26 protein-coding genes are annotated in these 23,631 nt (G+C 71.7%); 3 read left to right on the top strand and 23 right to left on the bottom strand.

Annotation, left to right across the window (positions count from 1 at the left end):
- Nucleotide 1: 1 nt before the first annotated feature.
- From KME79_RS41130 to KME79_RS41060, 15 genes are all read right to left on the bottom strand, one after another.
- Nucleotides 2-1,369, bottom strand: a complete 1,368-nt coding sequence (locus KME79_RS41130) for an acyclic terpene utilization AtuA family protein (RefSeq protein ID WP_425571080.1) — start codon at nt 1,367-1,369, stop codon at nt 2-4.
- 143 nt (nt 1,370-1,512) lie between these two features.
- Nucleotides 1,513-2,301, bottom strand: a complete 789-nt coding sequence (locus KME79_RS41125) for an amidohydrolase family protein (protein WP_219551440.1) — start codon at nt 2,299-2,301, stop codon at nt 1,513-1,515.
- On the bottom strand, nt 2,298-3,440 hold the full coding sequence (locus tag KME79_RS41120; protein WP_219551438.1) for an acyl-CoA dehydrogenase family protein: 1,143 nt from the start codon (nt 3,438-3,440) through the stop codon (nt 2,298-2,300). The genes KME79_RS41125 and KME79_RS41120 overlap by 4 nt, the downstream gene beginning before the upstream one ends.
- Nucleotides 3,437-4,612 carry an acyl-CoA dehydrogenase family protein gene (locus KME79_RS41115; RefSeq protein ID WP_219551436.1) on the bottom strand — a complete coding sequence of 392 codons (1,176 nt, stop codon included), beginning with the start codon at nt 4,610-4,612 and terminating at the stop codon, nt 3,437-3,439. The genes KME79_RS41120 and KME79_RS41115 overlap by 4 nt, the downstream gene beginning before the upstream one ends.
- Nucleotides 4,613-4,622: 10 nt before the next feature.
- On the bottom strand, nt 4,623-5,372 hold the full coding sequence (locus KME79_RS41110) for an SDR family NAD(P)-dependent oxidoreductase (protein ID WP_148031084.1): 750 nt from the start codon (nt 5,370-5,372) through the stop codon (nt 4,623-4,625).
- Nucleotides 5,369-6,571, bottom strand: a complete 1,203-nt coding sequence (locus KME79_RS41105; RefSeq protein ID WP_219551434.1) for an acyl-CoA dehydrogenase family protein — start codon at nt 6,569-6,571, stop codon at nt 5,369-5,371. Before KME79_RS41105 ends, KME79_RS41110 begins: the two co-directional genes overlap by 4 nt.
- Before the next feature lie 17 nt (nt 6,572-6,588).
- Entirely contained in the window at nt 6,589-7,602 is a 1,014-nt protein-coding gene (locus KME79_RS41100) for an LLM class flavin-dependent oxidoreductase (RefSeq protein WP_187281121.1), read from the bottom strand.
- A gap of 38 nt (nt 7,603-7,640) precedes the next feature.
- Complete coding sequence (locus KME79_RS41095) at nt 7,641-9,074, bottom strand: MFS transporter (RefSeq protein ID WP_219551432.1); 1,434 nt, start codon at nt 9,072-9,074, stop codon at nt 7,641-7,643.
- A 9-nt stretch (nt 9,075-9,083) separates the two neighbouring features.
- Entirely contained in the window at nt 9,084-10,319 is a 1,236-nt protein-coding gene (locus KME79_RS41090) for a cytochrome P450 (RefSeq protein WP_219551430.1), read from the bottom strand.
- Between the two features lie 9 nt (nt 10,320-10,328).
- Complete coding sequence (locus KME79_RS41085) at nt 10,329-11,126, bottom strand: SDR family NAD(P)-dependent oxidoreductase (protein ID WP_219551428.1); 798 nt, start codon at nt 11,124-11,126, stop codon at nt 10,329-10,331.
- Nucleotides 11,126-11,746: a hypothetical protein gene (locus KME79_RS41080; RefSeq protein WP_219551426.1), complete on the bottom strand. Its 621-nt coding sequence runs from the start codon at nt 11,744-11,746 to the stop codon at nt 11,126-11,128. The genes KME79_RS41085 and KME79_RS41080 overlap by 1 nt, the downstream gene beginning before the upstream one ends.
- Nucleotides 11,701-12,585, bottom strand: a complete 885-nt coding sequence (locus tag KME79_RS41075) for an ABC transporter permease (protein ID WP_219551424.1) — start codon at nt 12,583-12,585, stop codon at nt 11,701-11,703. Before KME79_RS41075 ends, KME79_RS41080 begins: the two co-directional genes overlap by 46 nt.
- The gene (locus KME79_RS41070; RefSeq protein WP_148031076.1) at nt 12,585-13,418 is read right to left on the bottom strand and encodes an ABC transporter ATP-binding protein; all 834 of its coding nucleotides are present in this window, start codon (nt 13,416-13,418) and stop codon (nt 12,585-12,587) included. The genes KME79_RS41075 and KME79_RS41070 overlap by 1 nt, the downstream gene beginning before the upstream one ends.
- 15 nt (nt 13,419-13,433) lie before the next feature.
- The gene (locus tag KME79_RS41065; RefSeq protein ID WP_187281120.1) at nt 13,434-14,513 is read right to left on the bottom strand and encodes an ABC transporter substrate-binding protein; all 1,080 of its coding nucleotides are present in this window, start codon (nt 14,511-14,513) and stop codon (nt 13,434-13,436) included.
- A 370-nt stretch (nt 14,514-14,883) separates the two neighbouring features.
- Nucleotides 14,884-15,747, bottom strand: a complete 864-nt coding sequence (locus tag KME79_RS41060; protein WP_219551422.1) for a TIGR03619 family F420-dependent LLM class oxidoreductase — start codon at nt 15,745-15,747, stop codon at nt 14,884-14,886.
- A gap of 84 nt (nt 15,748-15,831) precedes the next feature.
- Here KME79_RS41060 and KME79_RS41055 point away from each other — a divergent pair, with 84 nt between their 5' ends.
- Together KME79_RS41055 and KME79_RS41050 are read left to right on the top strand one after the other, a co-directional pair.
- Nucleotides 15,832-16,173, top strand: a complete 342-nt coding sequence (locus KME79_RS41055) for a DUF4286 family protein (RefSeq protein WP_148031073.1) — start codon at nt 15,832-15,834, stop codon at nt 16,171-16,173.
- An 8-nt stretch (nt 16,174-16,181) separates the two neighbouring features.
- On the top strand, nt 16,182-16,697 hold the full coding sequence (locus tag KME79_RS41050; RefSeq protein WP_148031072.1) for a nuclear transport factor 2 family protein: 516 nt from the start codon (nt 16,182-16,184) through the stop codon (nt 16,695-16,697).
- Between the two features lie 31 nt (nt 16,698-16,728).
- Here KME79_RS41050 and KME79_RS41045 read toward each other — a convergent pair whose 3' ends face one another.
- Together KME79_RS41045 and KME79_RS41040 are read right to left on the bottom strand one after the other, a co-directional pair.
- Nucleotides 16,729-17,487, bottom strand: a complete 759-nt coding sequence (locus tag KME79_RS41045; RefSeq protein WP_148031071.1) for a FadR/GntR family transcriptional regulator — start codon at nt 17,485-17,487, stop codon at nt 16,729-16,731.
- A 109-nt stretch (nt 17,488-17,596) separates the two neighbouring features.
- Nucleotides 17,597-18,040, bottom strand: a complete 444-nt coding sequence (locus KME79_RS41040) for a rhodanese-like domain-containing protein (RefSeq protein ID WP_219551420.1) — start codon at nt 18,038-18,040, stop codon at nt 17,597-17,599.
- A gap of 93 nt (nt 18,041-18,133) precedes the next feature.
- On the opposite strand from KME79_RS41040, the gene KME79_RS41035 reads away from it, so the two are divergent.
- Nucleotides 18,134-18,646: an Lrp/AsnC family transcriptional regulator gene (locus KME79_RS41035; RefSeq protein WP_219551418.1), complete on the top strand. Its 513-nt coding sequence runs from the start codon at nt 18,134-18,136 to the stop codon at nt 18,644-18,646.
- Here the strand turns inward: KME79_RS41035 and hydA are convergent.
- From hydA to KME79_RS41010, 6 genes are all read right to left on the bottom strand, one after another.
- Nucleotides 18,621-20,015, bottom strand: coding sequence for a dihydropyrimidinase (gene hydA, locus KME79_RS41030; RefSeq protein WP_219551416.1), 1,395 nt, complete (start codon nt 20,013-20,015; stop codon nt 18,621-18,623). The genes KME79_RS41035 and hydA overlap by 26 nt on opposite strands.
- Nucleotides 20,012-20,398, bottom strand: coding sequence for an allophanate hydrolase-related protein (locus KME79_RS41025; RefSeq protein WP_148031067.1), 387 nt, complete (start codon nt 20,396-20,398; stop codon nt 20,012-20,014). The genes hydA and KME79_RS41025 overlap by 4 nt, the downstream gene beginning before the upstream one ends.
- A gap of 11 nt (nt 20,399-20,409) precedes the next feature.
- The gene (locus KME79_RS45890; protein WP_308249232.1) at nt 20,410-21,204 is read right to left on the bottom strand and encodes an ATP-binding cassette domain-containing protein; all 795 of its coding nucleotides are present in this window, start codon (nt 21,202-21,204) and stop codon (nt 20,410-20,412) included.
- Entirely contained in the window at nt 21,201-22,052 is an 852-nt protein-coding gene (locus KME79_RS45885; RefSeq protein WP_246641265.1) for an ATP-binding cassette domain-containing protein, read from the bottom strand. Before KME79_RS45885 ends, KME79_RS45890 begins: the two co-directional genes overlap by 4 nt.
- Complete coding sequence (locus tag KME79_RS41015) at nt 22,049-22,903, bottom strand: ABC transporter permease (protein ID WP_148031064.1); 855 nt, start codon at nt 22,901-22,903, stop codon at nt 22,049-22,051. The genes KME79_RS45885 and KME79_RS41015 overlap by 4 nt, the downstream gene beginning before the upstream one ends.
- Nucleotides 22,900-23,631, bottom strand: a 732-nt coding sequence (locus tag KME79_RS41010) for an ABC transporter permease (RefSeq protein WP_219551414.1), incomplete at its 5' end; no start/stop codon positions are given. The genes KME79_RS41015 and KME79_RS41010, both read right to left, overlap by 4 nt.

The following is a 23,631-nucleotide window of genomic DNA, read 5'->3' as shown; positions in this document are numbered from 1 at the left end:
CTCAGACCTCCAGAATGTCGACGGCCGCGGTCACGTGCTCGCGGGGGATCAGGCAGGGCCAGAGCGAGAACAGCTCCTTCAGCGGCGGGCGGGTGCCGATGCCGCCCACGCCGGCCGGGCCGTTGTTGTAGAGGGGGACGCTCTCGGTGAAGACCTTGCGCGCCTCGGTCTCGTCCGGGCAGCGGGCGGCGTAGCGCACCACGAGCTCCAGCAGGTCGTCGTCCGCCGGGTCGGGCTCAGCCACCCGGTCGCCCCACATGGAGTTGCGTCCGACGTACTCGATCTGCACGTCGTCGGACTTGAAGCCGGCCCTGTCGAGCCGGTTCTCCAGGAACTCGATGCCGCGCCGGGCCTTGGCGTAGGCGTCGGGCCAGGTGTAGGTGAACTGGACCTCGCCGATGAAGCCGGCCCGGTAGCCCATGTTGACCTTGAGCGTGTCGGGGCGGGCGCGGCCGGTGCCGCCGGTGATGCGGACCTGGTCCGGGCCGACCTCGGTGAGCCGGACGCCGGAGAAGTCGGCCGTGACGTCGGCGGTGAGGTAGTTGGCCGGGTCGAGGATCTCGTACACGAGCTGCTCGCTCACCGTGCCGATGTCCACCCTGCCGCCGCTGCCGGGGGTCTTGGTGATGACCGCGGTGCCGTCCTCGCTGACGTCCGCGATGGGGTAGCCGAGGTTCTCCAGGCCGGGGGTCTTCCACCAGCCGCCGTCGTAGAGGCCGCCGGTGGCCTGGCCGCCGCACTCGATCGCGTGCGCGACGACGGTGGCCATGCCGAGCCTCTCCCAGTCGTCGGCGGCCCAGCCGAACTCGTGCCGCAACGGCCCCAGGTAGAGCGCGATGTCGGTGACCCGGCCGCAGATGACGATGTCGGCGCCCTGCTCCAGGGCCGTCACGATGCCGTCGGCGCCGGTGTAGACGTTGGCGTGGGTGAGCCTGTCACGGACCGAGGAGAGAGGCTCCCCCGTGTCCATGTTGGTGAACGAGACGCCCTGCGCCATCAGCCGGTCGATGTCGCCGCTGATGTCGTCGCCGGTCACCACGGCGATGCGGACGCCGGTCAGGCCGAGGTCCTTGCACAGCTCGGCGACCCGCTCCGCGCAGGCGCGCGGGTTGGCGCCGCCGGCGTCGGTGATGACCTTGACGCCGTTGGTCACGCACTGGCGGATGCTCAGGCGCAGCAGGTCGAGCACGTCACGCGTGTAGCCGTACTCGGGGTTGCGGGACCTCTGCTTGCTCAGGATCGACATGGTCAGCTCGGCCAGATGGTCGCAGCAGAGGTAGTCGATCTCCCCGCGCTCCACCATCTGGACGGCGGGGAGCACGCTGTCCCCCCAGAAAGCCATACCCGCACCCAGTCGGACTGTCTTCACTCGCTGCTCCCCATCACGATCTCACTTGATGCTAATCTTATGCATAGATTTGGCCGCGTCAATCGGTCAGCCTCATCGAATTTCTCCTGGTGGCGGGCTTGCGTGGCGCCGCCGCGGCCGGGGGACGCGCGGCGGCACCACGGTCATTGGAGGCCCAGGAGGCCCGCCAGGTTCCCGCCGAGGATCGCGGCCTCGTCCTCCGGCGGCAGGCCCAGCGCCCGCACCGCCGCGATCTCCGTGGCCGGGTCGGTCATCGGCCAGTCGGAGCCGAACACCACGCGATCGGCGCCGTGCCTCTCGATGATCTTCCGTACCCGCTCGGGCGGCAGGCTCCCGAGGCTGGGCGGCCAGGACGTCTCCAGCACCGCCCCGGAGCCGGCCACGACCTCCTCCGCCTCCTCCAGCCGGTGGTAGCCGCCGAAGTGGCAGGCGATCAGGGTCAGCCCCGGGATGCGCTCGGCCAGGGCGGGGATGTGCCACGAGGCGCCCCGCTCGTTGGCCGCCTCGTCGCCGCCGGCGCCCACGTGCGTGATGACGGCGATGCCCTCCTCGGCCAGCGCGGACAGCAGCTCCACCACCCGGGAGTCGCCCAGCGACAGCTCCTGGAACAGCGGGTGCAGCTTCACGCCGGGGATCCCGTTGTCCTTCAGCGAGGCGAGGTTCTCCTCCACCGGCAGGTCCGGGTGGACGGTGCCGAAGGGGATGAACCTGGTGCGGTCGATGCCGCCGATGAACCGGTTGGTGCCGGCCACGTGCCTGGCCACGTTGGCCACGGCCAGGCAGACGGCCAGGTCGATGCCGGCCGCGTCCATGGTGGCCCGCAGGCCGTCCAGGGTCCCGTCGTGCACCGGGTCCAGGCCGACCGGGCGGTCGGCCAGCACCTTGCGGGCGATCTCGTCCGGCCAGACGTGCGCGTGCGCGTCGATGATCATGTGGCGAGCTCCTTGACCAGCTTGCGGGAGAGCGAGTCGAAGATGACCTCGGTGGCGCCCTCGTAGACCCGCATCGGCCGGGCCGCACGGTAGAGCCGCTCGATCTTCGACCCCCGGACCAGCCCGAACCGGCCCATCACCTGGACGCACCGGTCGACCACCCGGCCGGCCGTCTCGGTCGCCGCCACCTTGGCCATCGAGGACAGGTGCAGGCTGCCCAGCGGGTCGCGGGCGGCCGCCGCGGCGGCCCGGTAGGTGAACGCGCGGGCCATCTCGATCTCGGTCCACGACCTGGCGAGCTGGTCGGCCACGGCGCCGAGCTGGATGAGCGGCCGGCCGAACTGCTCGCGGTTCGCGGTGTGCACGGTGGCCTCCTTCAGCGCCGCCTGCGCGGTGCCGACCGCCGCGGCTGCCACCGACACCCGGAAGGTCGCCAGCGTGGCCAGGCCGAGCCGCATGCCCTTGCCGGGCTCGCCCAGCCGCCACGACCGGGGCACCCGGACCCCGTCCAGCACCACGTCGCCCAGGACGTGCGGGGCGATGATCTGGTGCGGGCGGGTGGTGGTCAGGCCGGGCGTGTCCGCGGGCACCAGCACCATGGACAGGCCCGCCTCCTCCTTGCCCAGCAGGCAGTAGAAGTCGGCGTCGCCGCCGTTGGTGATGAACGACTTGTGACCGTCGACCACCAGCTCGTCGCCGTCCTCGGCGACGGTGGTGGCGGTGCCGCGCAGGTCGGAGCCGATGTCCGGCTCGGTCAGCCCGAGCGCGGCGATCGCGTCCAGCGCGGCCACCCGGGGCAGCCACCGCTCGCGCAGCTCGGGCGTGCCGCCCCCGGCCAGCGCGTAGCTGCCGATGCCCTGCATGGCGAAGAGCGAGTCCAGGTGCGCGCTCTCGGCGGCCAGCTGCTCGCGGACGACGGCGACGGCCAGCGGGTCGATGTCCGCGTACCGGCCGCCGTACTCGGCGGGCACGCACACGGCGGCCAGCCCGCTCGCGGCCAGCGCCGCGCGCATCCCCGGGTCGATCGCGTCGGCCTCGTCCGCCTCGGCGGCCAGGTGCGCGACCGACGCGGCGAGCGCCGCGGCCTCCTCGCGCAGCCCGTGGTAACGCTCGGGCAGCTCGAACTCGGCGCCGCTCATCGGGCGGCCGCCGGACGCTGGTCGAAGCCGCGCCCGAACAGCTCGGAGGCGATCCTGACCCGCTGGATGGCGGGCGTGCCGCCGGCGATGGCCCAGCCGTGCGCGTCGCGGTGCAGCGCCTCCAGGCCGAACTCCTCGGTGTAGCCGTTGCCGCCGTGCATCTGCATGCCCAGGTCGGAGACCCGCTTGCCCATCTCGTTGGCGAAGCACTTGGCCAGCGACACCTCCAGCGGGTCCGGCAGGCCGCGGCCGGCGTTGCCCGCCGCCCGGTAGATGAGCAGCCGCGCGGCCTCGACCTGGAGCGCCATGTCGGCGACGGTCATCTGCACGTTCTGGAACTCGACCAGCGTCCGGCCGAACTGCTTGCGCTCCCGCACGTACGCGACGGCGCGGTCCAGCGCGGCCTGCCCGAGGGCCAGGCTCATGGTGGAGTTGCCGAGGCGCTCGATGGAGAAGACGCCGAACAGGTCGCGGAACCCGCCGGGCCCGACCACCAGGTTCTCGGCGGGCACCCGGGCGTCCTCGAAGATCAGGTCGGCGGACGGGATGGTGCGCCAGCCCATCAGCCGCTCCCGCTGCCCGAACGACAGGCCGGGCGTGTCGGCGGACACGATGATCGCGCCGATGCCCTTCGACCCGGGCGCGTCACTGAGCCTGCAGTAGAGCAGGTAGTGGTCGGCGTGGCCGCCGTTGGAGATCCACCGCTTGGTGCCGTTGATGACGTACTCGTCACCCTCCAGCCGCGCCCGGGTGGTCATGTCGGTGGCGGCGGAGCCGGCGTCGGGCTCGGAGATGCCGATGGCCATCGTCACCTCGCCCGTCACCACCTTCGGCAGGTACTTCTGGCGCTGCTCCTCGGTGCCGAAGAACTCCAGCACCCGGGCCGGGCCCACGTTCGCCTCGAACACCTGGAACGCGGCGGAGCGGCACTCCTTGGCCAGCTCCTCGATCACGATCAGGGCGTCCAGCAGGGTGCCGCCCGCGCCGCCGTACTCCTCGGGCAGGGCCAGGCCGAGGAAGCCCAGCTCGGCCAGGCGCGTCACCTCCTCGGCGGGCAGCGGCGCGCGCTCCAGGTCCCACTGCGCGGCCTTGGGCGCGTACACCTCCTTGGCCACCTTCGCGGCGACCTCGCGCAGGTGGAGTTGCTCATCGCTGAGCCGAAAACCGTTCACAGCAGTCTCCTCAGATCTTGGCGGTCTCGCCGCCGTCGATGACGTACGTGGCCCCGCTGACGAAGCCGCTCAGCGGCGAGGCCAGGTAGCAGACCAGGGCGCCGATCTCCGCCGGGTCGGCGACCCGGCGGGCGGGGATCTTGGCGACCCGGCGGCGCAGCGTCTCGGGGTCGTCGAGCACCGCGCGCTGCGCCTCGGTGGCGAACGCGCCGGGGGCGATCGCGTTCACCTGGACGCCGTGCCTGGACCATTCGGCGGCCAGCGCCTCGGTGAGCCGGACCAGCGCGCCCTTGGACGCCGAGTAGACCGCGAGGCTGCCCTTGCCGCGCACGCCGGAGATGGAGGCGACGTTGACGACCTTCCCCGAGCCCTGCCCGACGAAGATCTCGCCACAGGCGCGGGCGAGCAGGGCGGGCGCCACCACGTTGACCGCGAAGACGTCCTCAAGCAGCTCGGCGGTGGCGTCCAGGAACTTCCCCGCGGGCGCGATGCCGGCGTTGTTGACCAGGATGTCCAGCCGGCCGAACTCCCGTAGCGCCCGCTCCGGCAGGGCCGCCAGCCCGGCCGCGTCGCGCATGTCGCACACGACGCCGGCGATGCGGCCCGGCGCCTCGGCCGCGAGCTTGTCCAGCTCGTCGCCGGAGCGGGCGGCGGCCACCACGTTCACGCCCTCGGCCACCAGGCTGCGCACGGCCGCGGCGCCGAGGCCGCGGCTGGCTCCGGTGACGATGGCGACCTTGCCGTCGAGTTCCAGGTTCACGCGCGCGCTCCCGGCTTGGATGGACGGCGGTGCCGGTCCATGGACTTCCAGCCCAGGGCGTCGTCGGCGATCAGGACGGCCTGGATGTTGGCCGAGCCCTCGCCGGTCTGCCAGAGCTTGGCGTAGTTGAGGTAGGTGCTGATCGGCAGCTCGTCGCTGAAGGCGTAACCGCCGAAGATCTCGGCGGTGGCCTGGGCGGCCCGGTTGCACACCTCGCCGGCGTAGTACTTGGCGATGGAGCTCTCCCGGGTGGGGATGACGCCCTCGTCGTAGCGGGCGGCGGCGTCCTGGACCAGAGCCCTGGCGGCCGACACCTCGCAGGCCATGTCCGCGATCTGCTTCTTGACCATCTGGAAGGAGCCGATCCGCTGGCCGAACGCCTCGCGCTGGTTCGCGTACTCGACCGAGGCGTCCAGGCAGGCCTGGGCGAGGCCGACCGAGCGGGCGGCGACGGAGAGCCGGCCGTAGTCCATGGCGCTCATGGCGACCTTGAAGCCCTCGCCCTCCTCGCCGAGCAGGTTGGCGGCCGGCACCCGGACCTCGCTGAGGATGACCTCGTTGGTGGGCATCAGCTTGCCGAGCACCCGGCAGGGCACCCGGCTGGTGGCGAAGCCCGGCGTGCCGGTGGGCACCACGAACGCGCTCACCCCGCGGTGGCCCAGCTCGGGATCGGTCTTGGCGTAGACCACGGCGACGTCGGCGACGTTCGCGTTGGTGATCCACATCTTGCTGCCGGTGATGACGTAGTGGTCGCCGTCGCGCACGGCCCTGGTCCGCATGGCGCCCAGCAGGTCGGAGCCGCCGTCGGGCTCGGTCATCGCGTTGCAGCCCAGCAGCGTGCCGGAGATCAGGCCGGGCACGTACCGCTCGACCAGCTCGGCGGCGCCCCAGTTGGCGATGGTCAGCGGCACGGTCGCGGCCTGGAGGTTCATCGCGGCGCTCAGCGGCGGGTAGGCCCAGGCGAGCTGCTCGGCGACCGCGGCCAGCGCCTGGTAGCCGGCGTCGGTCCCGCCCACCTGCTCGGGGAAGCAGCAGCCGAAGAAGCCCAGCTCGCCCATCTGCCGGTAGAGATCGCGGGGGAACTCCCCGGCCTCCTCCAGCTCCCGGATCCGGGGGCGGATCTCCTTGAGACCGAAGTCGCGCACAAGCGATCCGAGCTCCTGCGCCGCCTCGCCGGCCATGTCGGTGGCTGTCACCATCTGATCCTCTCTGCGTCTCAACCGGCCAGCTCGGGCAGCACCCGGGTGCCGAACAGCTCAAGCTGGCGCATCGCCTCGGTGTGCGGGAGCCCTTGCCAGTGCGACTTGAACATGAAGTGCGTCATCCCCAGCTCGTCGCGGAGGCGGCCGAGCTGGTCGACGATCTCGGCCGGTGAGCCGAGCAGGAACTGCCGCTCGACGTCGATGCCGGGCGCGTCCGCCTGGACCGGGGTGTTCTCGCCCGACAGGCCCCACGAGCGGTAGGTCTGGTAGCGCAGGGCGCTGCGCCGCCGGGCCAGTTCCTCGGCCTCGCGGCGGGAGGAGGCCACGATGAGCTCGCGGCGCAGCGGGAAGTCGCCGTCGAGGGGCAGGCCGTGCGCGGCGCGCTCCTCCAGGAAGATCTCGCGCAGGCCGGCCAGCTCGTCGTGGCTGGGGAACGGCGGCGCGTACCAGGCGTCGCCCAGCCGTGCCGCGCGGCGCACGGCCGCCTCCGACTGGCCGCCGATCCAGACGGGCGGCCCGCCCGGCCGCGCCGGCTGGACGGCCGGGAGCACGTCCTCGACCTTCCAGTACGGGCTGTCGAAGTCGACCTTCTCCCCCGACCACAGGGCCTTGATGAGGGCGAGGCCGTGCTCGAACCGCTTGACCTTGGAGCGGGAGTCGATGCCGAAGGCGCGGAACTCCCGCTCGGAGTAGCCGAGCCCGGCGCCGAAGACGCAGCGGCCGTCGGTGACCACGTCGAGCGTGGCGATCTGCTCGGCCAGGTCGACCGGGTTGGCCATGGACAGCAGCATGATGCCGGTGACGGCGGTCATGCGGGGCGCGGCGCCGTGCAGGTATGTGAGGTACGGGACCGGCTGGTAGTAGCGCAGCTCGGTGCCGAGGAAGTGCTGACCCGCCACCATCATGTCGAAGCCGAGCTGGTCGGCGACCCTGACCAGCTCGCGGTGCTCTCTCAGTTGTTGCCCGTACGGCGTCTCGGCGCCGTGGATCGGCGTGGTGAGGATGCCGAACCGCACTCCAGAACCCATCCTGTCTCCTCTGCAATCCCTCCTATTGATACACATGATTATCCTCGTCCTGCAACTCGGGTCCGGCTGCTGAGAAGGACGAGGGCCGCGGACACCGCCGTGCAGGCCGTCACGGTGAGCCAGGCGGCGGGCAGACCCGCTGCTTCGGACACGGCAGCGAACAGCAGCGGCCCGGTGGCCGCGCCCAGGGCGGTGCCCAGCTGGAACCTGGCCCCGGCCACTCCCGGCCGGTCCGGATGCTGCGCCAGCACGCCCATCAGCAGCAACGCCGGCCAGCCCCACGCGCCGCAGAAGGCGACGACGGTGCCGGCCACGGTGAGCGCGGTGCCGCCCGAGGCCATCGCGAGCATCCCCAGGGCGCAGGCGGCGATCATCACGGCCGCGGGCCTGAACCCGTCCGACCCGCGCCGGTCCGCCAGCCGCCCCGCGCCGAGCCGCACGACGAGCGACACGAGACTGGTGACCGAGATCACCAGCCCCGCCGTACTGACATCGAGCCCGGCCCGCGTGAGCGTGCTCACAGCAAAGGTCGTGAGCGAACCAATAGACAACGTCCCAAACCCGGCCACAACCGAAACCCGCACCAACGACGTCACCGCCCTCGGACCTGCGCTCCCGACCCGCACCTCCCCAGCAACCGCCGCGGACCCTGGACTCGCGGGCGCGGACCGCACGTCTCCAGCAGCCGCCGCAGGCCCCGCACTCGCCGCAAGCCCCGGACCCGCAGGCGTGGGCCGCGTCTCTTCTGCGGTCCCCGTCGAATCTTGATCTTTGCGTGCGGGTTGCGTCGTGGGCGTAGTCGTCGGCGGGGTTCGGTTCGCGTGAGAGGAGCTTGCGGCTGGTGACGTGGACGCGGGGGTGTGCTCCGGACGGGTGGCCCGAGGTGAGGGCCGGGTGCGGGGGAGGCTGGTTGCGGCTGCGGCCACGGTCAGGAGGGTGGCGAGGACGAAGGCCCATTGCCAGCCGATGGTCAGGGCCACCAGGGGGACGGCGAGCCCGGCCAGGAGGGCGACGACGGGCGTCGCCGACTGCTTGGCGCCCAGCGCCGTGCCGCGCAGCCGGGCGGGGATCTCCCGGACCACGACCAGGTTGCTGGCGGGCGCGACCACCCCGTACCCCACGCCCGCGACGACCAGCCACGCCAGCAGCGCCGCGACGGACCCGCTCGTGGCGACGCCGAGCTGGCTCACCAGGCTGACCGCCAGCCCCGCCAGGGCCGCGCGCCGCCAGCCGGCGCGGTCGATCAGACGGCCGCCGGCCAGGGCGGTGAGCCCGGTGCACGCCCAGAACGCGGTCACGCACAGCCCGAGCGCGCCGTCGCCGATGCCCAGGTCGGCCTGGATCTCGACGGCCAGGACACCCACCAGGATCGGGGTGGACACCACCGCCGCCAGCATGAGGATGGCCGCCCACCACGCCCGCCCGCCGGCGGGCACCGGCCGGGACGCCTGGACGGTCTCGGCCGGTTCCACCCGTTCCCGCTACAGGGTCACGGGCACGGTACGCGGCCCGCGCATCTTCAGCCCGACGTCACTCGCCGCCTCAGGGTCGGCCAGCCGCATCTCCGGGAACCGGTCCAGGAAGAGGTTCACGCCGATCTCCAGCTCCGCCTTCGCCAGCATGGCTCCCAGGCAGAAGTGCCGCCCGGAGCCGAAGGCCAGGTGGTCGGCCGCTCCCGAGAACGCCTTGGTCGCGTCCAGGTCATCACGTTCCAGCACGAACCGGTCGGGATCGGCGTAGCGCCGGTCGTCGCGGTTGGCCGAGCCGATGAGCACCAGCACCGTGGACCCCGCCGGGATCAGCACGCCGCCGAGCTCGACGTCCTCCGTCGTCTCCCGCGTGTTGATCTGCGTCGGCGGGGAGAACCGCAGCGTCTCGGCGACCGCCTTGACGACCAGCGAGCGGTCGTGCCTGATCCGCTCGAACTGGCCGGGGTCGGCGAGCAGGTTGCGGAACAGGCTCGCGAAGGTCTTGTCGGTCGTCTCCGCCCCGGCCGTCAGCAGCAGGCTGACGTACGCCCTGATCTCGTCGTCGGCGAGCGGCTCGCCGTCGATCTCGGCGGTGGCCAGGACCGACAGCAGGTCCTCTCCCGGGTTCGCCCGCCGTTCGGCGATGAACGGGGTGACGAACTCGCTGATCTCCGCCCGGATGGCGGCGGCCTCGGCGATGATCTCGGGGTCACGGCCGAGGTTGGAGATCACCCGGATCACGGCGGTGTACCACCGCAGGAACCTCGGGTGGTCCTCCTTGTCGAAGCCGAGCAGGTCGGCGATCACGTACACCGGGAAGTAGTTGGCGAAGTCGCGCACCAGGTCGACGTCACGCCGCCCGGCCAGCTCCCCGGCGAGGTCCGTCGCGGCGCGCAGCACGATCTCCTCCACCACGGCGCCCGCGTTGCGCATGAGCATCGGGTGCAGCCGGTCCAGGCTCTTGCCCCGGAAGGCGGGCGACACCAGGGCCCGGTGCCTGGCGTGCTCGGTGCCGTCCATCTGCAGGATCGTCTTGCCGTGCACCGGTTCGAGCTGCCACTCGTACGCCTTCGTACTGAAGACCGGGTTCTTGTACACCCGCGCGACGTCCTCGTACCTGCTGACCAGGTACGCCCGCACGCTCTCGTCCCAGACGACCGGCGCCTCGGCGCGCAGGCGGCGGTAGAAGGCGTGCGGGTCGGCGGCGACCTCCGGGGACAGCAGCTCCGGCAGACCACGATCAGTCATCACAACTCCTCACGACTCCAGCTCGGACCCGGTGGCCTTCCAGGCCGTGAACCCGCCGTCGACGCTCCACACCGCGCCGTTGACGAACGCGGCGGCGGGGCTCGCCAGGAAGCAGACGACCTCGGCCACGTCACGCGGCTTGCCGATGGAACGGCTGAGGTAGTTCGCCAGGACGTCCCGGCGGGTGGCCTCGGGGTCGGGGCGGGAGGCGATGTAGCGCGAGGCCATCTCGGTCTCGATCATCCCGGGCGCGTAGCAGTTGACCCGGATGCCGTCGGGGGCGAGCTCCAGCGCCAGGCTGCGGGTCAGCTGGGCCACTCCGGCCTTGCTGGCCGCGTACGCGAGGGTGTGCGGCCGGGCCAGGCCGGCGGCGATCGAGGCGGCGTTGATGATGGAGGGGTTCTCGCTGCGCCGCAGGTACGGCAGCGCGGCGCGGGCGGCGAGGTACGGGCCGCGCAGGTTGACGGCGTGCACCCGGTCCCACTCCTCCGAGCCGAAGTCCTCGATGCCGAGGGTGCGGCTCACCACGGCGTCGGCCACGCCGGCGTTGTTGTGCAGCACGTCGAGGCCGCCCATGAGAGCGGTGGCACGTTCCACCATCTCGGTGATCGAGGCGGGGTCGCTCATGTCGCCGCGCACGTAGTCGGCGCGGGGGCCGATCTCGGCGGCCAGCCGCCTGCCCGCGTCGTCGGCGATGTCCGCGATGACCACCGTGGCGCCGCGGGCCGCGGCCAGGCGCGCCGTCTCGGCGCCGATGCCGCTCGCGCCGCCGGTGATGAGGAACCGCAGACCTGACACGTCTGACATCAGCCGGGGACCTTTCTGAAGTAGTTGGCGTGGCGGGGCCCGGTGAGCGCGTCGCTCACCGGCACCTCGGGCTCCCGGCCGGCGCGGGCGGCGCGCTCGCGCTCCTCCCCCACGGCGATCCGCCGCTCCTCGCACCGGGCGATCCCGCCTTCGGGCACCGCGTACAGGGTGAGGTAGCGGTAGGGCGGGCTCTGCCCGCCGACCGGCTCCAGGGCGAAGCGCTGGGCGCCCTCGAATCCCAGGTGCTCGAAGGTGTGGGCGAGGTGCACCTGGTCGTACCAGCGGGCGTACTCGTCCTCCCGGCCCTGGACGGCGTTGTTGAAGACCACGAAGATCTCCCGATGGTCCTCGGGCAGGGACTCGGACGCCGAAGGGCTGACCCATCCGGTCTGCGGCACGGCCCGCCAGGCGACGTCACCGAACCCGGGGTCGAGCGCGCCGGGACCGGTCACGCGGGCGAGCGCCAGGACGGGGAAGACGGCGTCGTTCTCGCCGATGTCGCGGGCCAGCGACCAGACGGCGGCCCCGTCAGGGGCGGGCAGCCCGGCGGGGCCGAGCGCGATGAACGTCTCCATCAGGCCCGCCCGGTCGGCCGCTTGGGCTTCCAGCGGAGCAGCCACATCTCCATGAGCCGGATCAGCAGCATCAGGGCGATGCCCACGATCATGAGCACGAAGATCGCGGCGAACGTGCCGGCGGTGTCGAACTGGTTGGCCGACTGCACGAGCAGGTATCCGAGCCCGCGGTTGGACGACATCATCTCGGCCGTCACCGCGACCACGAGCGCGTACGGGGCCGACACGCTCAGGCCGGAGATGATGAACGTCATCGCCGAGGGCAGGGTGGCCTTCAGGTGCACCTGCAGGCGGCTGGCCCGCATGAGCCGGAGCTTGTCCACCAGCAGGTGGTCGACGTCCTTGACCCCCGCGTACGTGGAGTAGAAGACGAGGAAGGCGACCACGCTGATGACCAGGGCCAGCTTGGAGCCGATGCCGATGCCGAACCAGAGCATGAACAGCGGCACCAGGGCCAGCCGCGGGATCGCGTAGATCGCGTCCACGAAAGGCTGGCACACGGCGGCGAGGAACGGGCTGACGCCGAGGACGAACCCGGCCACGAGGCCGGCGAGCGCGCCCAGCACGAACCCGATCACGGTCGTCTGCAGCGTGACCCACAGGCTCGGCCACAGCAGGTTCTGCGAGACCCAGAGGCCCATGGCCTCCCAGATGAGGGACGGCTTGCTGACGTAGTACTGGTCGATCAGGACGTGCGGCTCGCCGGGCTTGCCGGCGAAGTACTCCCAGGCCGCGAGCCCGGCGACGAGCAGCGCCACCTGGATCGCGGTGATCAGCAGGCGCCGGGTCAGCCTCGGGTTGAGCCCGCCGGAGACCGCCGGCGCGCCGACCGGCTTCGGGGCGGCCTCCGGCCGGCCGGCCTCGATCGTGTCGGACCTGGTCATCAGTGATCCTCCATCTGCGGGCTGAGCAGCGCCCACAGCCGTGACCAGACCGCGGCGAACTCGGGGTCCGTGCGCAGCGATCCGAAGTCGCGGGGCCGGGCGAAGGTGATGGGCTCGACGTGGATGATCCGCCCCGGGTTCGCGCCGAACACCACGACGCGGTCGGCCATGAGGATGGCCTCTTCGAGGTCGTGGGTCACGAACAGCACGGTCTTGCGCTCGCGTTCCCAGATCTCCAGGGTCTGCCGCTGCAGGTTGAGCCGCAGCTGCGCGTCGAGCGCGCCGAACGGCTCGTCCATCAGCAGCGTGTTGGGACGGTAGACGAGGGTCTGCGCGAGGGCGGCGCGCTTGAGCATGCCGCCGGACAGCTGCGACGGGTACCTGTTGCCGTACTGGCCGAGGCCGACCAGGTCGAGCACCTGGGCGACCCGCTCCTTGCGCTCCCGGCGGGGCACCTTCTGCACCTCCAGCGGGAGCGAGACATTCTTCTCCACGGTCCGCCAGGGCAGCAGGGTGTCCTTCTGGGTGACGTAGCCGACGTCGTTGTTGATGCCGTTGATGGGCTTGCCGTCGTAGAGCACCTCGCCCGTGCTCTGGGTGAGCAGGCCGGCGGCCATGTTGAGCAGGGTGCTCTTGCCGCAGCCGCTGGGGCCGATGATGCAGATGAACTCGCCCTTGCGGATCTCCAGGTCGATCCCCTGCACGGCGGTGAACGTGCGCTTGGCGGTGGTGAAGGTGCGCCCGACCTGGTGGTAGCTCACCGCGATCGGACGGTCGTCCGCCTGTGCCGCCGCGGCGGACGCGCGCTCGGTCGATGTTCCGATGCTGGACACGGGTCTCTCCCTCACTCAGGCGTCCGGCAGGGCCTTGACGAGCTCGGTGTCGTAGAGCTCCTCGAACGGCACGGAGACCGGGTCCGGCTTGCCGATGTTGTAGACCTTGATCAGGTTGTCGGCGAGCTCCTGGGTGGGCACGATGCTGCCGGTGAAGACGGGCAGGATCGCCTCGATGCCGGTCTTCCACGCGGCGTCGCTGGTGCTGGCGAAGAACTTCTGGTGCAGGGCGTCGCTGTGCTCCTGGCTGAAGTCCTTGGCGTCGTCGCGGGCCTGCGTCATCGCCTTGAGGAACTTCGTCACCGCGTCGGGCTGGTTCTTCAGGAAGTCAGGGTTGACGGCCACCACGATGTAGGGGATGTTCGCCGCTTCGGGGGCGTCCTTGACGATGTCGATGAACACCTTGCCCCAGCCGTCGGCCTCGGGGCCGGTCGTCTGGCTGGGGAACCCGGCGAGCCCGTCGGACGCGCCCTGCTTGACCGCGGCGGTGCCGGCGGCGGCGTCGCTGAACGGCTGGATCGTCACGTCGCTGTCCGGCTTGAGGCCGCCGAGGGTGAGGATCTGCCGGAACAGGAGGTCCGTCGTGGAGCCGGTCGCCGCTGAAGCGATCTTCAAACCCTTGAGCGCCGCGAGCTTCTCCTGGTACGGGGACTCAGGCGTGACGCCCTTCTGGGCGAGCTTCTCCAGCGTCTGGTTGTTGAGCGTGATCTGCTCGGGCGCCGGGGCGCCGAGCACCGCCACCACCTTGACCAGCTTGCCGGCCGCGGCCGAGGCCAGCGGAGCGGTCCCGCCGGTGAGCGCGATGTCGGCCTGACCTTGGGCGACGGCCTGGATCAGCTGGTTGGCGTTGAAGATGGAGGTCTTGTTGTCGATCTCGATGCCCTGCTGGGCGAAGTAGCCCTGGGCTTCCGCCTGCAGCCTGGGATAGCTGCACAGACAGGCCGAGCCGGCGTCGATGTAACTGATCGTGGTCAGCCCGCCATCGCCGGACGCGGCGCTCTCGCCACCCTCCGGCGAGGAGGATGCGCATCCGCTGACGAGAACCGTGAGCAGGACCGCGAGGGCCGAGGCAACGAGTTTTGTGGAACGAACCATAGGAGCGCTCATCTCCGGGGGGCGTGCAGGTAGGCCTCAATAATTCCTGATAACGATAGGGACAGTAGGGCGCGACGTCAACGATTTCCCCGCGTCGGCTTGGCGTCACCGGAACGTCTGCGAGCAGCCAGATCTTGCCGGTGACGGACTCGGCAGGCCCAGACGGACCCTCATGAGGGCAGGGTAAGCGATGGCCGGAGCGCGCCGCGCCCCGGCCCTGCGCCTTCTGTGGATTCCATACGATTGGTTATCACTGATAGCGCGATGGGGACGCCCCGGCGACCGGGGCGCCCGGCTTTCCGTCCGGGAGAGGCCCCTGAACGGCTCGATCTATTGACGTGATCTTCAACAAGCCCTTGGCGGGTCGCGCTCAGGCGAGGGCGCCGTCGGCGCGCAGCCGGGCCGCGGCCTCGGTGATCCAGGCGGTGACCTCGCCGACCTCCGCCACGGCCCTGGGCAGGTTCAGCACCACCTCGTCCACGTCCCGTTCGGCCAGCGCACGGACGCCGGCGAGCGGCTCGTCCTCCGGGGCCCGCGCCACGATGTGGAAGGAGGAGCGCTCGCGGCCCTGGCGCTCCAGCTCCGCCTGGAGCGCGGTGACGTAGGTAGCGGTCTGGTCCGCCGTGCCGGGAGGGCCGTACCAGCCTTCGCCGTGCTGGACGGCGCGGGCCAGGGCGCGCTCGCTGGCTCCGCCGATGAGCACCGGCACCGGCGCGGTCACCGGCGGGGCGACGGTGAGCTCGGGGAAGGAGTACCACCGGCCCTCGTGCCGCACCGGCTCTCCTGTCCACACCCGGCGCATGACGTCCAGCATCTCCTCGGTGCGGCCGCCGCGGCCGGAGAACTCCTGGTCCAGGGACTCGAACTCGGTGCGCATCCAGCCCACGCCGACCCCGAGCACGAGCCGTCCGCCGGACAACTCCTGGGCGGACATCACCGAGCGCGCGGCGATGAGCGGGTGGCGCAGCGGCAGCACGTAGACGCCGATGCCCAGCCGGATCCGGGAGGTCGCGGCCGCCAGGTGGCCCGCCATCACCAGCGGGTCCGCGAACGGCGTCGCCGGGTCGAAGCTCGGCCGGCCGTGCGCGCTGTACGGGTACTTGCCGTCGGTCATGGTCGGCGAGACGACGTGGTCGGGGATCCACAGCCCGTGGAACCCCTCCTGCTCGGCCGTCTCCGCGATGGGCCGGTACCACGTGAGCGGGAAACCGAAACAGCGCACCGACACCTTCATGACGCTCTCACCTTTTCTTGACATCACAACGTGGTCACCATACTAATCATGCATACCAATTATGACCCCCGGGAGGGCACAACCATGACGAAGCGCCCAGGCGTGATGGTCGCCATGTTCGACATCCCCGACTCCTTGGACGAGGAGTTCAACACCTGGTACGAGGAGGAGCACATCCCCGAGAAGATCGGCCGGGTGCCGGGCTTCCTGAGCGCGCGCAGGTACAAGGCGCTGGACGGGCGGCCGAACTACCTGTGCATCTACGAGCTGGAGGACGTCTCCGTCGTCGACAACCCCGACTACCAGCAGAACTACCGTAACGGCACGGTGACGACCGAGCGCATGAAGGCCAAGGCCAAGACCTTCTACCGCAACGTCTACGTCCAGATCCACGAGGCCGCGAACGGCCTGCCGCTGCCGGAGTGAGGACGGACATGAGCGACCTGGAGAGCCGGATCCGCCGGCTGGAGGACCTGGAGGAGATCCGCGGCCTGGCCGTCCGGTACGGGTTCGCGGTGGACGAGCGCGACCTGGACGGCGTGTGCGCGCTCTTCACCGAGGACGCCGAGCTGCGCACCATGAGCGGGCCAGGCAAGGGCAAGGGCGTCGCGGCGATCGCCGCCTACTTCGGCGGCCGGTTCGCCGCCCTGGGGCCGACGAACCACTTCACCCACGGCCACGTCGTGGACTTCGACGACGAGGATCCGGACGTGGCCACCGGGCTGGTCTCCTCGCACGCCGAGGTGTGGCGGGACGGCGCGCCGATGATCACCGCGCTCCGCTACCACGACCGCTACCGGCGCGGCCCTGACGGCTGGCGGTTCAGCGAGCGGGTGCAGGCCTACATGTACTTCGTCGACGTCCGCGAGTATCCGCAGGCGCTGGGCGACCGGCTGCGCATGCGGGCGGGCGACCCCTGGAAGAAGGCGGACTGGCCGGCCGGTCTGTGACCGGGTGGAGGGCCGCTCGCGGCCCTCCACCTCAGGACCGCGCGTCCCAGCGGATGGTCTGCTCCAGCAGCTTCGGATGCTTGCGCTCGACGTAGCGGACGTAGGCGTCGATGTGTTCCTGCATGCGGGCCTCCGCGCCCGCCGCGTCGCGGGCGGCGATCATGGCGTAGATCTCCTCGTGGGCCTTGAGGATGGCCTTGCGCCTGCGCTGCGGGTAATCGCTGCCCACGGCGCTGTAGTCGACGGCGGCCACGGTGCCGTCGAGGATGCCGAGCAGCGAGTCGACGATGTAGCCGAAGAGCGCGTTGCCCGACCCCCAGGCGATGATGTCGTGGAAGCGCTGGTTGGTGTCGAAGAAGATGTAGTCGTCGTCCATGTGGTCACGCATGTCGGCCAGGCACCGGCCCAGCTCGGCGATCTGGTCGTCGCTCATGCGCTCCGCGGCCAGGGCGCCCGTCTTGGGCTCCAGCGTGGCCCGCACCTCCATGATCGCCCGGAACGGGGCCTGCTTGACCTGCATGAGCAGCAGCATGGTGCTGGCCAGGTGGGACGGGTCGGGGTCGAGCAGCACCGGGCCGCCCTTGGGGCCGGGCTTGAGGGCGATGACGCCGTGGAACTCCAGCAGCCGCAGGGCCTCACGGAGCGTGCCGCGCCCGATCTCGTACTTTTCCAGCATGATGCGCTCGGGCAGGAGCATGTCGCCGGGGTGGAGGTCGTCCCGGCTGACGTCACGCATGATCCGCTGGGCCACCAGCATCGCGGCCTTGGGCGGCCGGGTACCGTTCGTCATGTCGCCCCTTCGTGGAGGTGATCGCCCGAGGTCCTGAATCTATGCTAACCATAGCGGTTGATACACCCCTGGTGGCGACGTCGGCGAAGCCGGTCCCGGCCGGGCGGGGTCAGCAGTCGCAGCCGATGGCGTGCGCGGGAGCGGTGAGCGGGTCCACCGCGCGGACGACCCGGCCGTGGTCGTCCTCGACAGGGTAGCCCTCGCGGGCCCAGTACTCGAACCCGCCGATCATCTCCTTCACCTGGTAGCCGAGCTTGGCGAACTCCAGCGCGGCACGGGTGGCGCCGTTGCAGCCGGGTCCCCAGCAGTAGGTGACGACCGGCATGTCCAGGGGGATCTCCAGAGGCGCGCGACGGGCGATCCGCGCGGTCGGCAGGTGGACGGCGCCGGTGACGCGGCCCTGGGTCCAGGCGTCGTCCCCCCGGGAGTCGATCAGCACGAACCGGGCGCCGCGTTCCTGGTCGGCGTGCACGTCGGAGGGGTCCGTCTCGAACTGGAGCTTGCCGGCGAAGTGGGCCACGAGAGCGCTCGCGGCGGAAGTGACGGGTGACATGCCTCGACGATACTGACGGCTCCGGTCTCGGCTGAAGAGCCGATCACCGGCATTCCGCCGCTATAGCGGGGAATTTGATGCAATATCTAGGACATGACCTTCAGTGTCCCTTACGAGCTCGACAAGGTCGACGCGAGCATCCTGCGGGCTCTCCAGGCGAACGGCCGGCAGAGCGTCGCGGACCTGGCGCGGAGCATCAACATGAGCCACAGCGCGACGGCGGAGCGCGTCCGGCGGCTCGAACAGGCGGGCGTGATCACCGGCTACGGCGCCCAGGTCGACCCGGAGCGGCTCGGGTTCACGATCATGGCCTTCCTGCGCCTGCGCTACCCGAGCAGCGCCTACGAGCCGCTGCACAGCCTGCTCGCCGAGCTCCCCGAGGTGATCGAGGCCCATCACGTCACGGGCGACGACTGCTTCGTGATGAAGGTCGTCGCCACGGACATGAAGCACCTGGAACGGGTGAGCGGCCGGATCGGCGCGCTCGGCGGCGTCACCACGAGCGTCGTCTACTCGTCCCCGCTCCCGCCGAGACCGCTGCTGCCGCCGGGACCGCCCGCCGGGCCGGACGGCCCTCCGCTCAGCGGCGGGCGGGCGCCGATGTGATCGGGTTCGCGGCCAGGTGGCGGCCTCGCGGGGTGGCGTCGGCGAGCACGCCGTCGTGGACCACCACCCGGCCGCCGACCAGGACGGTGCGTGGCCTGCCGGTGACCGTCATCCCCTCGTACGGCGTGTAGTCGGTCGCCATGTGCAGGTCGCCTGAGGTGATCGTCCAGCGGGCGGACGGGTCCCAGATCGCGATGTCGGCGTCGGCGCCCGGCATGAGGGTGCCCTTGCGGGGATACAGGCCGTTCATCCGGGCGGGGTTGGCCGCGGTCAGCTCGACGAACCGGCTGACCGGCAGCCCGCCGCCCGCCACGAACTCCGAGAAGATCACCGGCAGCCGGGTCTCGACGCCGGGCAGCCCGTTCGGCATGGCGCGCACGTCGGACCGGCGTGACTCCTTCTGCGCCACGTCGTAACAGCAGTGGTCGCTGCCGATCGTGGTGATCTCGCCGGTGGCCAGGTGGCGGGCGAGACCGTCCACCACCGGGCGCGGGCGCAGCGGCGGGCAGCACACGAACCGCTCAGGGGCGGCCCCGGCGTAGAGCCCGTCGTCCAGCACCAGGTGGTGCGCGACGGACTCGGTGTAGGCCGCCAGGCCGCGCCGCCTGGCCGCGGCCACCAGCTCGACGGCCTCCGGCGTGGACTGGTGCACGAAGTAGACCGGCGCCTTCAGGGACTCGGCGATGGCCAGCACCTCGGCCACGGACGCGGTCTCGGCCAGCTCGGGCCGGGTCGCCGCCATGTGCTCGGCGCCGATCCGGCCGTCGTGCGAGCAGCGCGTCTGGGTGTCCTCGATGATGTGGTTGGCCTCGCAGTGGATCACCACCATGCCGCCCAGGTCACGCAGCGTGGACATGGTGCGCAGGATCGTGTCCTCGTCGGCCATCGTCTCGCCGCGGTAGGTGGTGAACATCTTCACCGTCGGCATGCCGTCGGCGACCAGTGAGCGGAGCTGGTCGGGCACCGTCTCGTCCCAGTCCACGACGCAGGCGTGCAGCGCGCTGTCGCACAGGCCGCCCGCCGCCTTGGCCCGCTGGGCGTGCGCGGCGTCGGCGGGGGCCTGGCCGGGGCGCGGGATGGCGAAGTCCACGATGGTGGTGGTGCCGCCGAACACCGCGGCCGTCGTGCACTGGGCGTAGTCGTCGAGTGAGGTGAAGTCACCCGAGGTGAAGCCGACGTGGCAGTGCGGGTCGACGCCGCCGGGCAGCACCAGCATGCCGCCGGCGTCGATCTCGGCGGTGCCGCGCGGCGCGGGCGTGCCCGGCTCGGCCAGCGCGGTCACCCGTCCGTCCGCGACGAACACGTCGGCGGGGGCGCACCAGCTCGCCTCCGCCACCGTGCCGCCGCGGATCACCACGGGGTCGCTCATCCGCCGGCTCCGGCCAGGTGCGCGCGCCAGCCGCCGGCCTCGCTGATGTCGACGACGCCCGGCGCCTCCAGCGCCTCGGCGCGCATCCGCATCGACAGCGAGCCGCTGCCGTCGGCCAGCTCGATCACGCCGAGCTCCAGCTCGGGCGGCTCGCCCGGCAGCAGGTGGTCGCGCAGGATCTCGTACGTGACCTCGTACAGCTCGCCGGGCACCGCGTAGCCGTCGCCGACCGGGTGGAGGCCGGGGAACTCGTCGCGTACGGAGTAGAACCGGTAGCGGGGCGCCGTCGTCGCCGGTCCGAGGAACCGCGCGCCGGCCAGCGCGGCGTTCAGGCTGCCGCCCGACATCGCCTGGCCGTTGACGAACATGCGCAGATTCTCCACGTGGTGCTCCTTCATGCGGTGGTGTGGCGCCGCTTGGCGAGCGCCGGGTCGGGGACGGGCACGGCGTCGAGCAGCGAGCGGGTGTAGGGGTGGCTCGGCTCGCCGTAGATCTGCTCGCGGGTGCCGATCTCGGCCAGCTCGCCGTCGAGCATGACCGCCACCCGGTCGCAGAGGTAGTAGACGACCGCCAGGTCGTGGGCGATGAACAGGATGGACAGGCCCAGCCGTTCGCGCAGGTCGCGCAGCAGGTTCAGCACCTGGGCCTGGACCGAGACGTCCAGCGACGAGACCGGCTCGTCGCAGATGAGCAGCCGCGGCTCCACCGCGAGGGCGCGGGCGATGGAGATGCGCTGGCGCTGCCCGCCGGAGAAGGAGCGCGGGTGGCGGTCCAGGTGCCCGGCCGACATGCCGACCGTCTCCAGCAGTTCCGCGGCCCGTTCGCGGCGTCGCCGGCGATCGGGTTCCAGCCCGTGCACGAGCAGCGGCTCGCCGACGAGCTCGGCCACGGTCATGCGCGGGTTCAGCGACGAGTACGGGTCCTGGAAGACCATCTGCATGTCCGCCCGCAGGGCGCGCAGCTCGCGCCGCCCGGCGGTGAGCACGTCGCGGCCGCCGAGGAGGACCCGGCCGCTGTCCGGGCGGGTGAGCCGGGTGACGCACCGCGCGGTGGTGGACTTGCCCGACCCGGACTCCCCGACCAGGCCGAGCACCTCGCCCGGCGCCACGTCGAAGGAGACGCCGCCCAGCACGCGCCGCCCGCCGAAGGTCTTGACCAGGTCACGGACCTGGAGCAGCGGCTCGCTCACGATTCCTCCTCCTCGGGCGCGTTCCCGGCGGCGCCGATGACGGCCAGCGGCCGGGTGACGTCGCCGCCGATGCGCGGGACGGCGGCCAGCAGCGCCCTGGTGTAGTCGTGCCGGGGCGCGTTGTAGATCTGGTCGACGGTGCCGGTCTCGACGGCCCTGCCGTGGCGCATCACCACCGCCCGCTCGGCGAACCCGGCGACGATGCCCAGGTCGTGGGTGATCAGCAGGATGGACATGCCGCGTTCGGCGGCCAGCTCGTGCAGCAGTTCCAGGACCCGTGCCTGCACCCGCACGTCCAGCGCGGTCGTGGGCTCGTCGGCGATGAGCAGCGCGGGCTCGGCGATGACCGCGATGGCGATCACCACGCGCTGCCGCATGCCGCCGGAGAACTGGTGCGGGTAGTCGTCGACGCGGTGCTCCGCGTCGCGCACGCCCAGCCGTTCCAGCAGCTCGATCGCCCGGCGGCGGGCCACCCGCCGGGACACGCCCCGGATGACGAGCGGCTGCATGACCTGGCGGCCGATGGTCATCACCGGGTTGAGCGAGGCCAGCGGGTCCTGGAACACCAGGCCGACCCGGCCGCCGCGGATCTCGCGCATCCGGCGCTGCGGCAGCCCCAGCAGGTCGACGCCCTCCAGCTCGATCCCGCCGGACAGCCGCGCGTCCGGATCCAGCCGCAGCACGGCCCGCGCCGTGACCGACTTGCCGGACCCCGACTCGCCGACCAGGGCGACCCGCTCGCCGGGCGCGAGGTCGAGGTCCACGCCGTGGACGACCTCGGCCATGCCTCCCGCCGCCGGGTAGGACACCCGCAGGTCCCGGATGCGGAGCAGGGGGTCGGTGCTCATCGCGCCTCCTGACGGATCGTCGGGTCGTTGCGCACCCGCAGCCAGTCGCCCACCAGGTTGAACGCCAGGGCGGTCAGCAGCAGGGCGAGGCCCGGGAAGGCCACGGCCCACCAGGCGTTGGTGAGGTTGTTGGCCTCACCGGCGATCATCGCGCCCCACTCGGACGAGGGCACCTGGGCGCCCACGCCGATGAAGGACAGGCCGGAGATCACCAGCATCACCGCGCCCACGTCCACCGTGGTCTGCACGTAGAGCGTGTTGAGCGCGTTGGGCAGGATGTGCCGGAAGATCAGCCGTCCCTGCGGGACGCCCATGACGCGGGCCGCGTCGACGTACTCGGCGTCCTTGACCTCGCGGACGAGCGTGCGCACCAGCCGGGCGTAACCCGGCCACCAGGTGAGCGACAGCGCGATGACCGCGGAGGACAGGCCGGGCCCGAGCGCGGCGGCCAGGCCGAGGGCCAGGATGATCGCCGGCAGCGACAGCCCGATGTCGGTGATCCGCATGAGCACCTCGTCGACGACCTTCCCGCCGAGCGCCGCGAGCGTGCCGATCAGCAGGCCGATCAGCGTGGAGGCGGCGATGACGACCAGGGTCGCCGGCAGGGTGACGCGGGCGCCGTACAGGACCCGGCTCAGCACGTCCCGGCCGTTGGAGTCGGTGCCGAGCCAGTGCTCGGCCGACGGCGGCAGGAGCGACCTCGAGAGGTCCACCGCGTACGGGTCGTACGGGGCGAGCAGCGGCCCGGCGACGGCCATCAGCACCACGAGCGCCGCCACGGCGAGGGCGATCCCCTCCACGACGGGCACCCGGCGCCGGGTCCGCGGCTTGGCGGCGGCGTGCGCGCTCATGCCGGCACCTCCGTCGCGGGGGTCTCGGAAGGTACGGTCGTGCGCCGGGCGCGGGCGCCGGTGTGGCGCAGCCTCGGGTTCAGCCAGAGCTGGACGAGGTCGACGGCGATGTTCGCCAGCACGAAGACCACTCCGATCACGAGAACCGTGCCGATCACGGCGTAAAGGTCGTTCTGCAGCACCGCGGTCACCGCGTAGGAGCCGATGCCGGTCCTGCCGAAGACGGACTCGACCAGGACGGTGGAGCCGAGCATCCAGCCGAGCTGCATGCCGAGGATGGTGCTGGCGGGCACCAGCGCGTTGCGCAGCCCGTGCCGCACCACCACGCGGAACTCCGACGCGCCGGTCGCCCGGGCCAGCGCGATGTAGTCGCAGCTCAGCGCGGTGAGCATGGAGGAGCGCACGGTCCTGGCCACCACCGCCACGAACGACGCGGCGAGCGTCACGGCCGGCAGCAGCAGGTGGGCCATGGCGTCGCCGAAGGCCGCCATGTCTCCGCTGAGCAGCGCGTCCACCGAGGTCATGCCGGTGATGGCCGGCACCTGGCGGCCGAAGGAGAGCTGCCCGGTGAGGGGCAGCACCCTGAGCTCGGCGGCGAACACCAGCTGGAGCATCAGGCCGAGCCAGAACACCGGCACGGCCGCGCCCAGCAGAGTGGTCAGCCGGGCGGCGGCGTCCGCCGCCCGGCCGCTCCGCCAGGCGGCGTACGTCCCCAGCAGATCGGAAGA

The sequence above is a fragment of the Nonomuraea harbinensis genome (assembly GCF_019396385.1).
GTDB lineage: Bacteria > Actinomycetota > Actinomycetes > Streptosporangiales > Streptosporangiaceae > Nonomuraea > Nonomuraea ferruginea.
The sequence above is the reverse complement of the archived record's forward strand: the minus strand, read 5'-3'. Positions and strand labels throughout refer to the sequence as shown.

Coding starts and splice junctions, on each gene's coding strand:
- KME79_RS41060 (WP_219551422.1), bottom strand. CDS start 15,747: ATGAAGGTGTCGGTGCGCTGTTTCGGTTTCCCGCTCACGTGGTACCGG.
- KME79_RS41050 (WP_148031072.1), top strand. CDS start 16,182: ATGAGCGACCTGGAGAGCCGGATCCGCCGGCTGGAGGACCTGGAGGAG.
- KME79_RS41035 (WP_219551418.1), top strand. CDS start 18,134: ATGACCTTCAGTGTCCCTTACGAGCTCGACAAGGTCGACGCGAGCATC.
- KME79_RS41045 (WP_148031071.1), bottom strand. CDS start 17,487: ATGACGAACGGTACCCGGCCGCCCAAGGCCGCGATGCTGGTGGCCCAG.
- KME79_RS41015 (WP_148031064.1), bottom strand. CDS start 22,903: ATGAGCGCGCACGCCGCCGCCAAGCCGCGGACCCGGCGCCGGGTGCCC.
- KME79_RS41040 (WP_219551420.1), bottom strand. CDS start 18,040: ATGTCACCCGTCACTTCCGCCGCGAGCGCTCTCGTGGCCCACTTCGCC.
- KME79_RS41090 (WP_219551430.1), bottom strand. CDS start 10,319: ATGACTGATCGTGGTCTGCCGGAGCTGCTGTCCCCGGAGGTCGCCGCC.
- KME79_RS41085 (WP_219551428.1), bottom strand. CDS start 11,126: ATGTCAGACGTGTCAGGTCTGCGGTTCCTCATCACCGGCGGCGCGAGC.
- KME79_RS41105 (WP_219551434.1), bottom strand. CDS start 6,571: ATGGTGACAGCCACCGACATGGCCGGCGAGGCGGCGCAGGAGCTCGGA.
- KME79_RS45885 (WP_246641265.1), bottom strand. CDS start 22,052: ATGAGCACCGACCCCCTGCTCCGCATCCGGGACCTGCGGGTGTCCTAC.
- KME79_RS41100 (WP_187281121.1), bottom strand. CDS start 7,602: ATGGGTTCTGGAGTGCGGTTCGGCATCCTCACCACGCCGATCCACGGC.
- KME79_RS41120 (WP_219551438.1), bottom strand. CDS start 3,440: ATGAGCGGCGCCGAGTTCGAGCTGCCCGAGCGTTACCACGGGCTGCGC.
- KME79_RS41125 (WP_219551440.1), bottom strand. CDS start 2,301: ATGATCATCGACGCGCACGCGCACGTCTGGCCGGACGAGATCGCCCGC.
- hydA (WP_219551416.1), bottom strand. CDS start 20,015: ATGAGCGACCCCGTGGTGATCCGCGGCGGCACGGTGGCGGAGGCGAGC.
- KME79_RS41075 (WP_219551424.1), bottom strand. CDS start 12,585: ATGACCAGGTCCGACACGATCGAGGCCGGCCGGCCGGAGGCCGCCCCG.
- KME79_RS41055 (WP_148031073.1), top strand. CDS start 15,832: ATGACGAAGCGCCCAGGCGTGATGGTCGCCATGTTCGACATCCCCGAC.
- KME79_RS41065 (WP_187281120.1), bottom strand. CDS start 14,513: ATGGTTCGTTCCACAAAACTCGTTGCCTCGGCCCTCGCGGTCCTGCTC.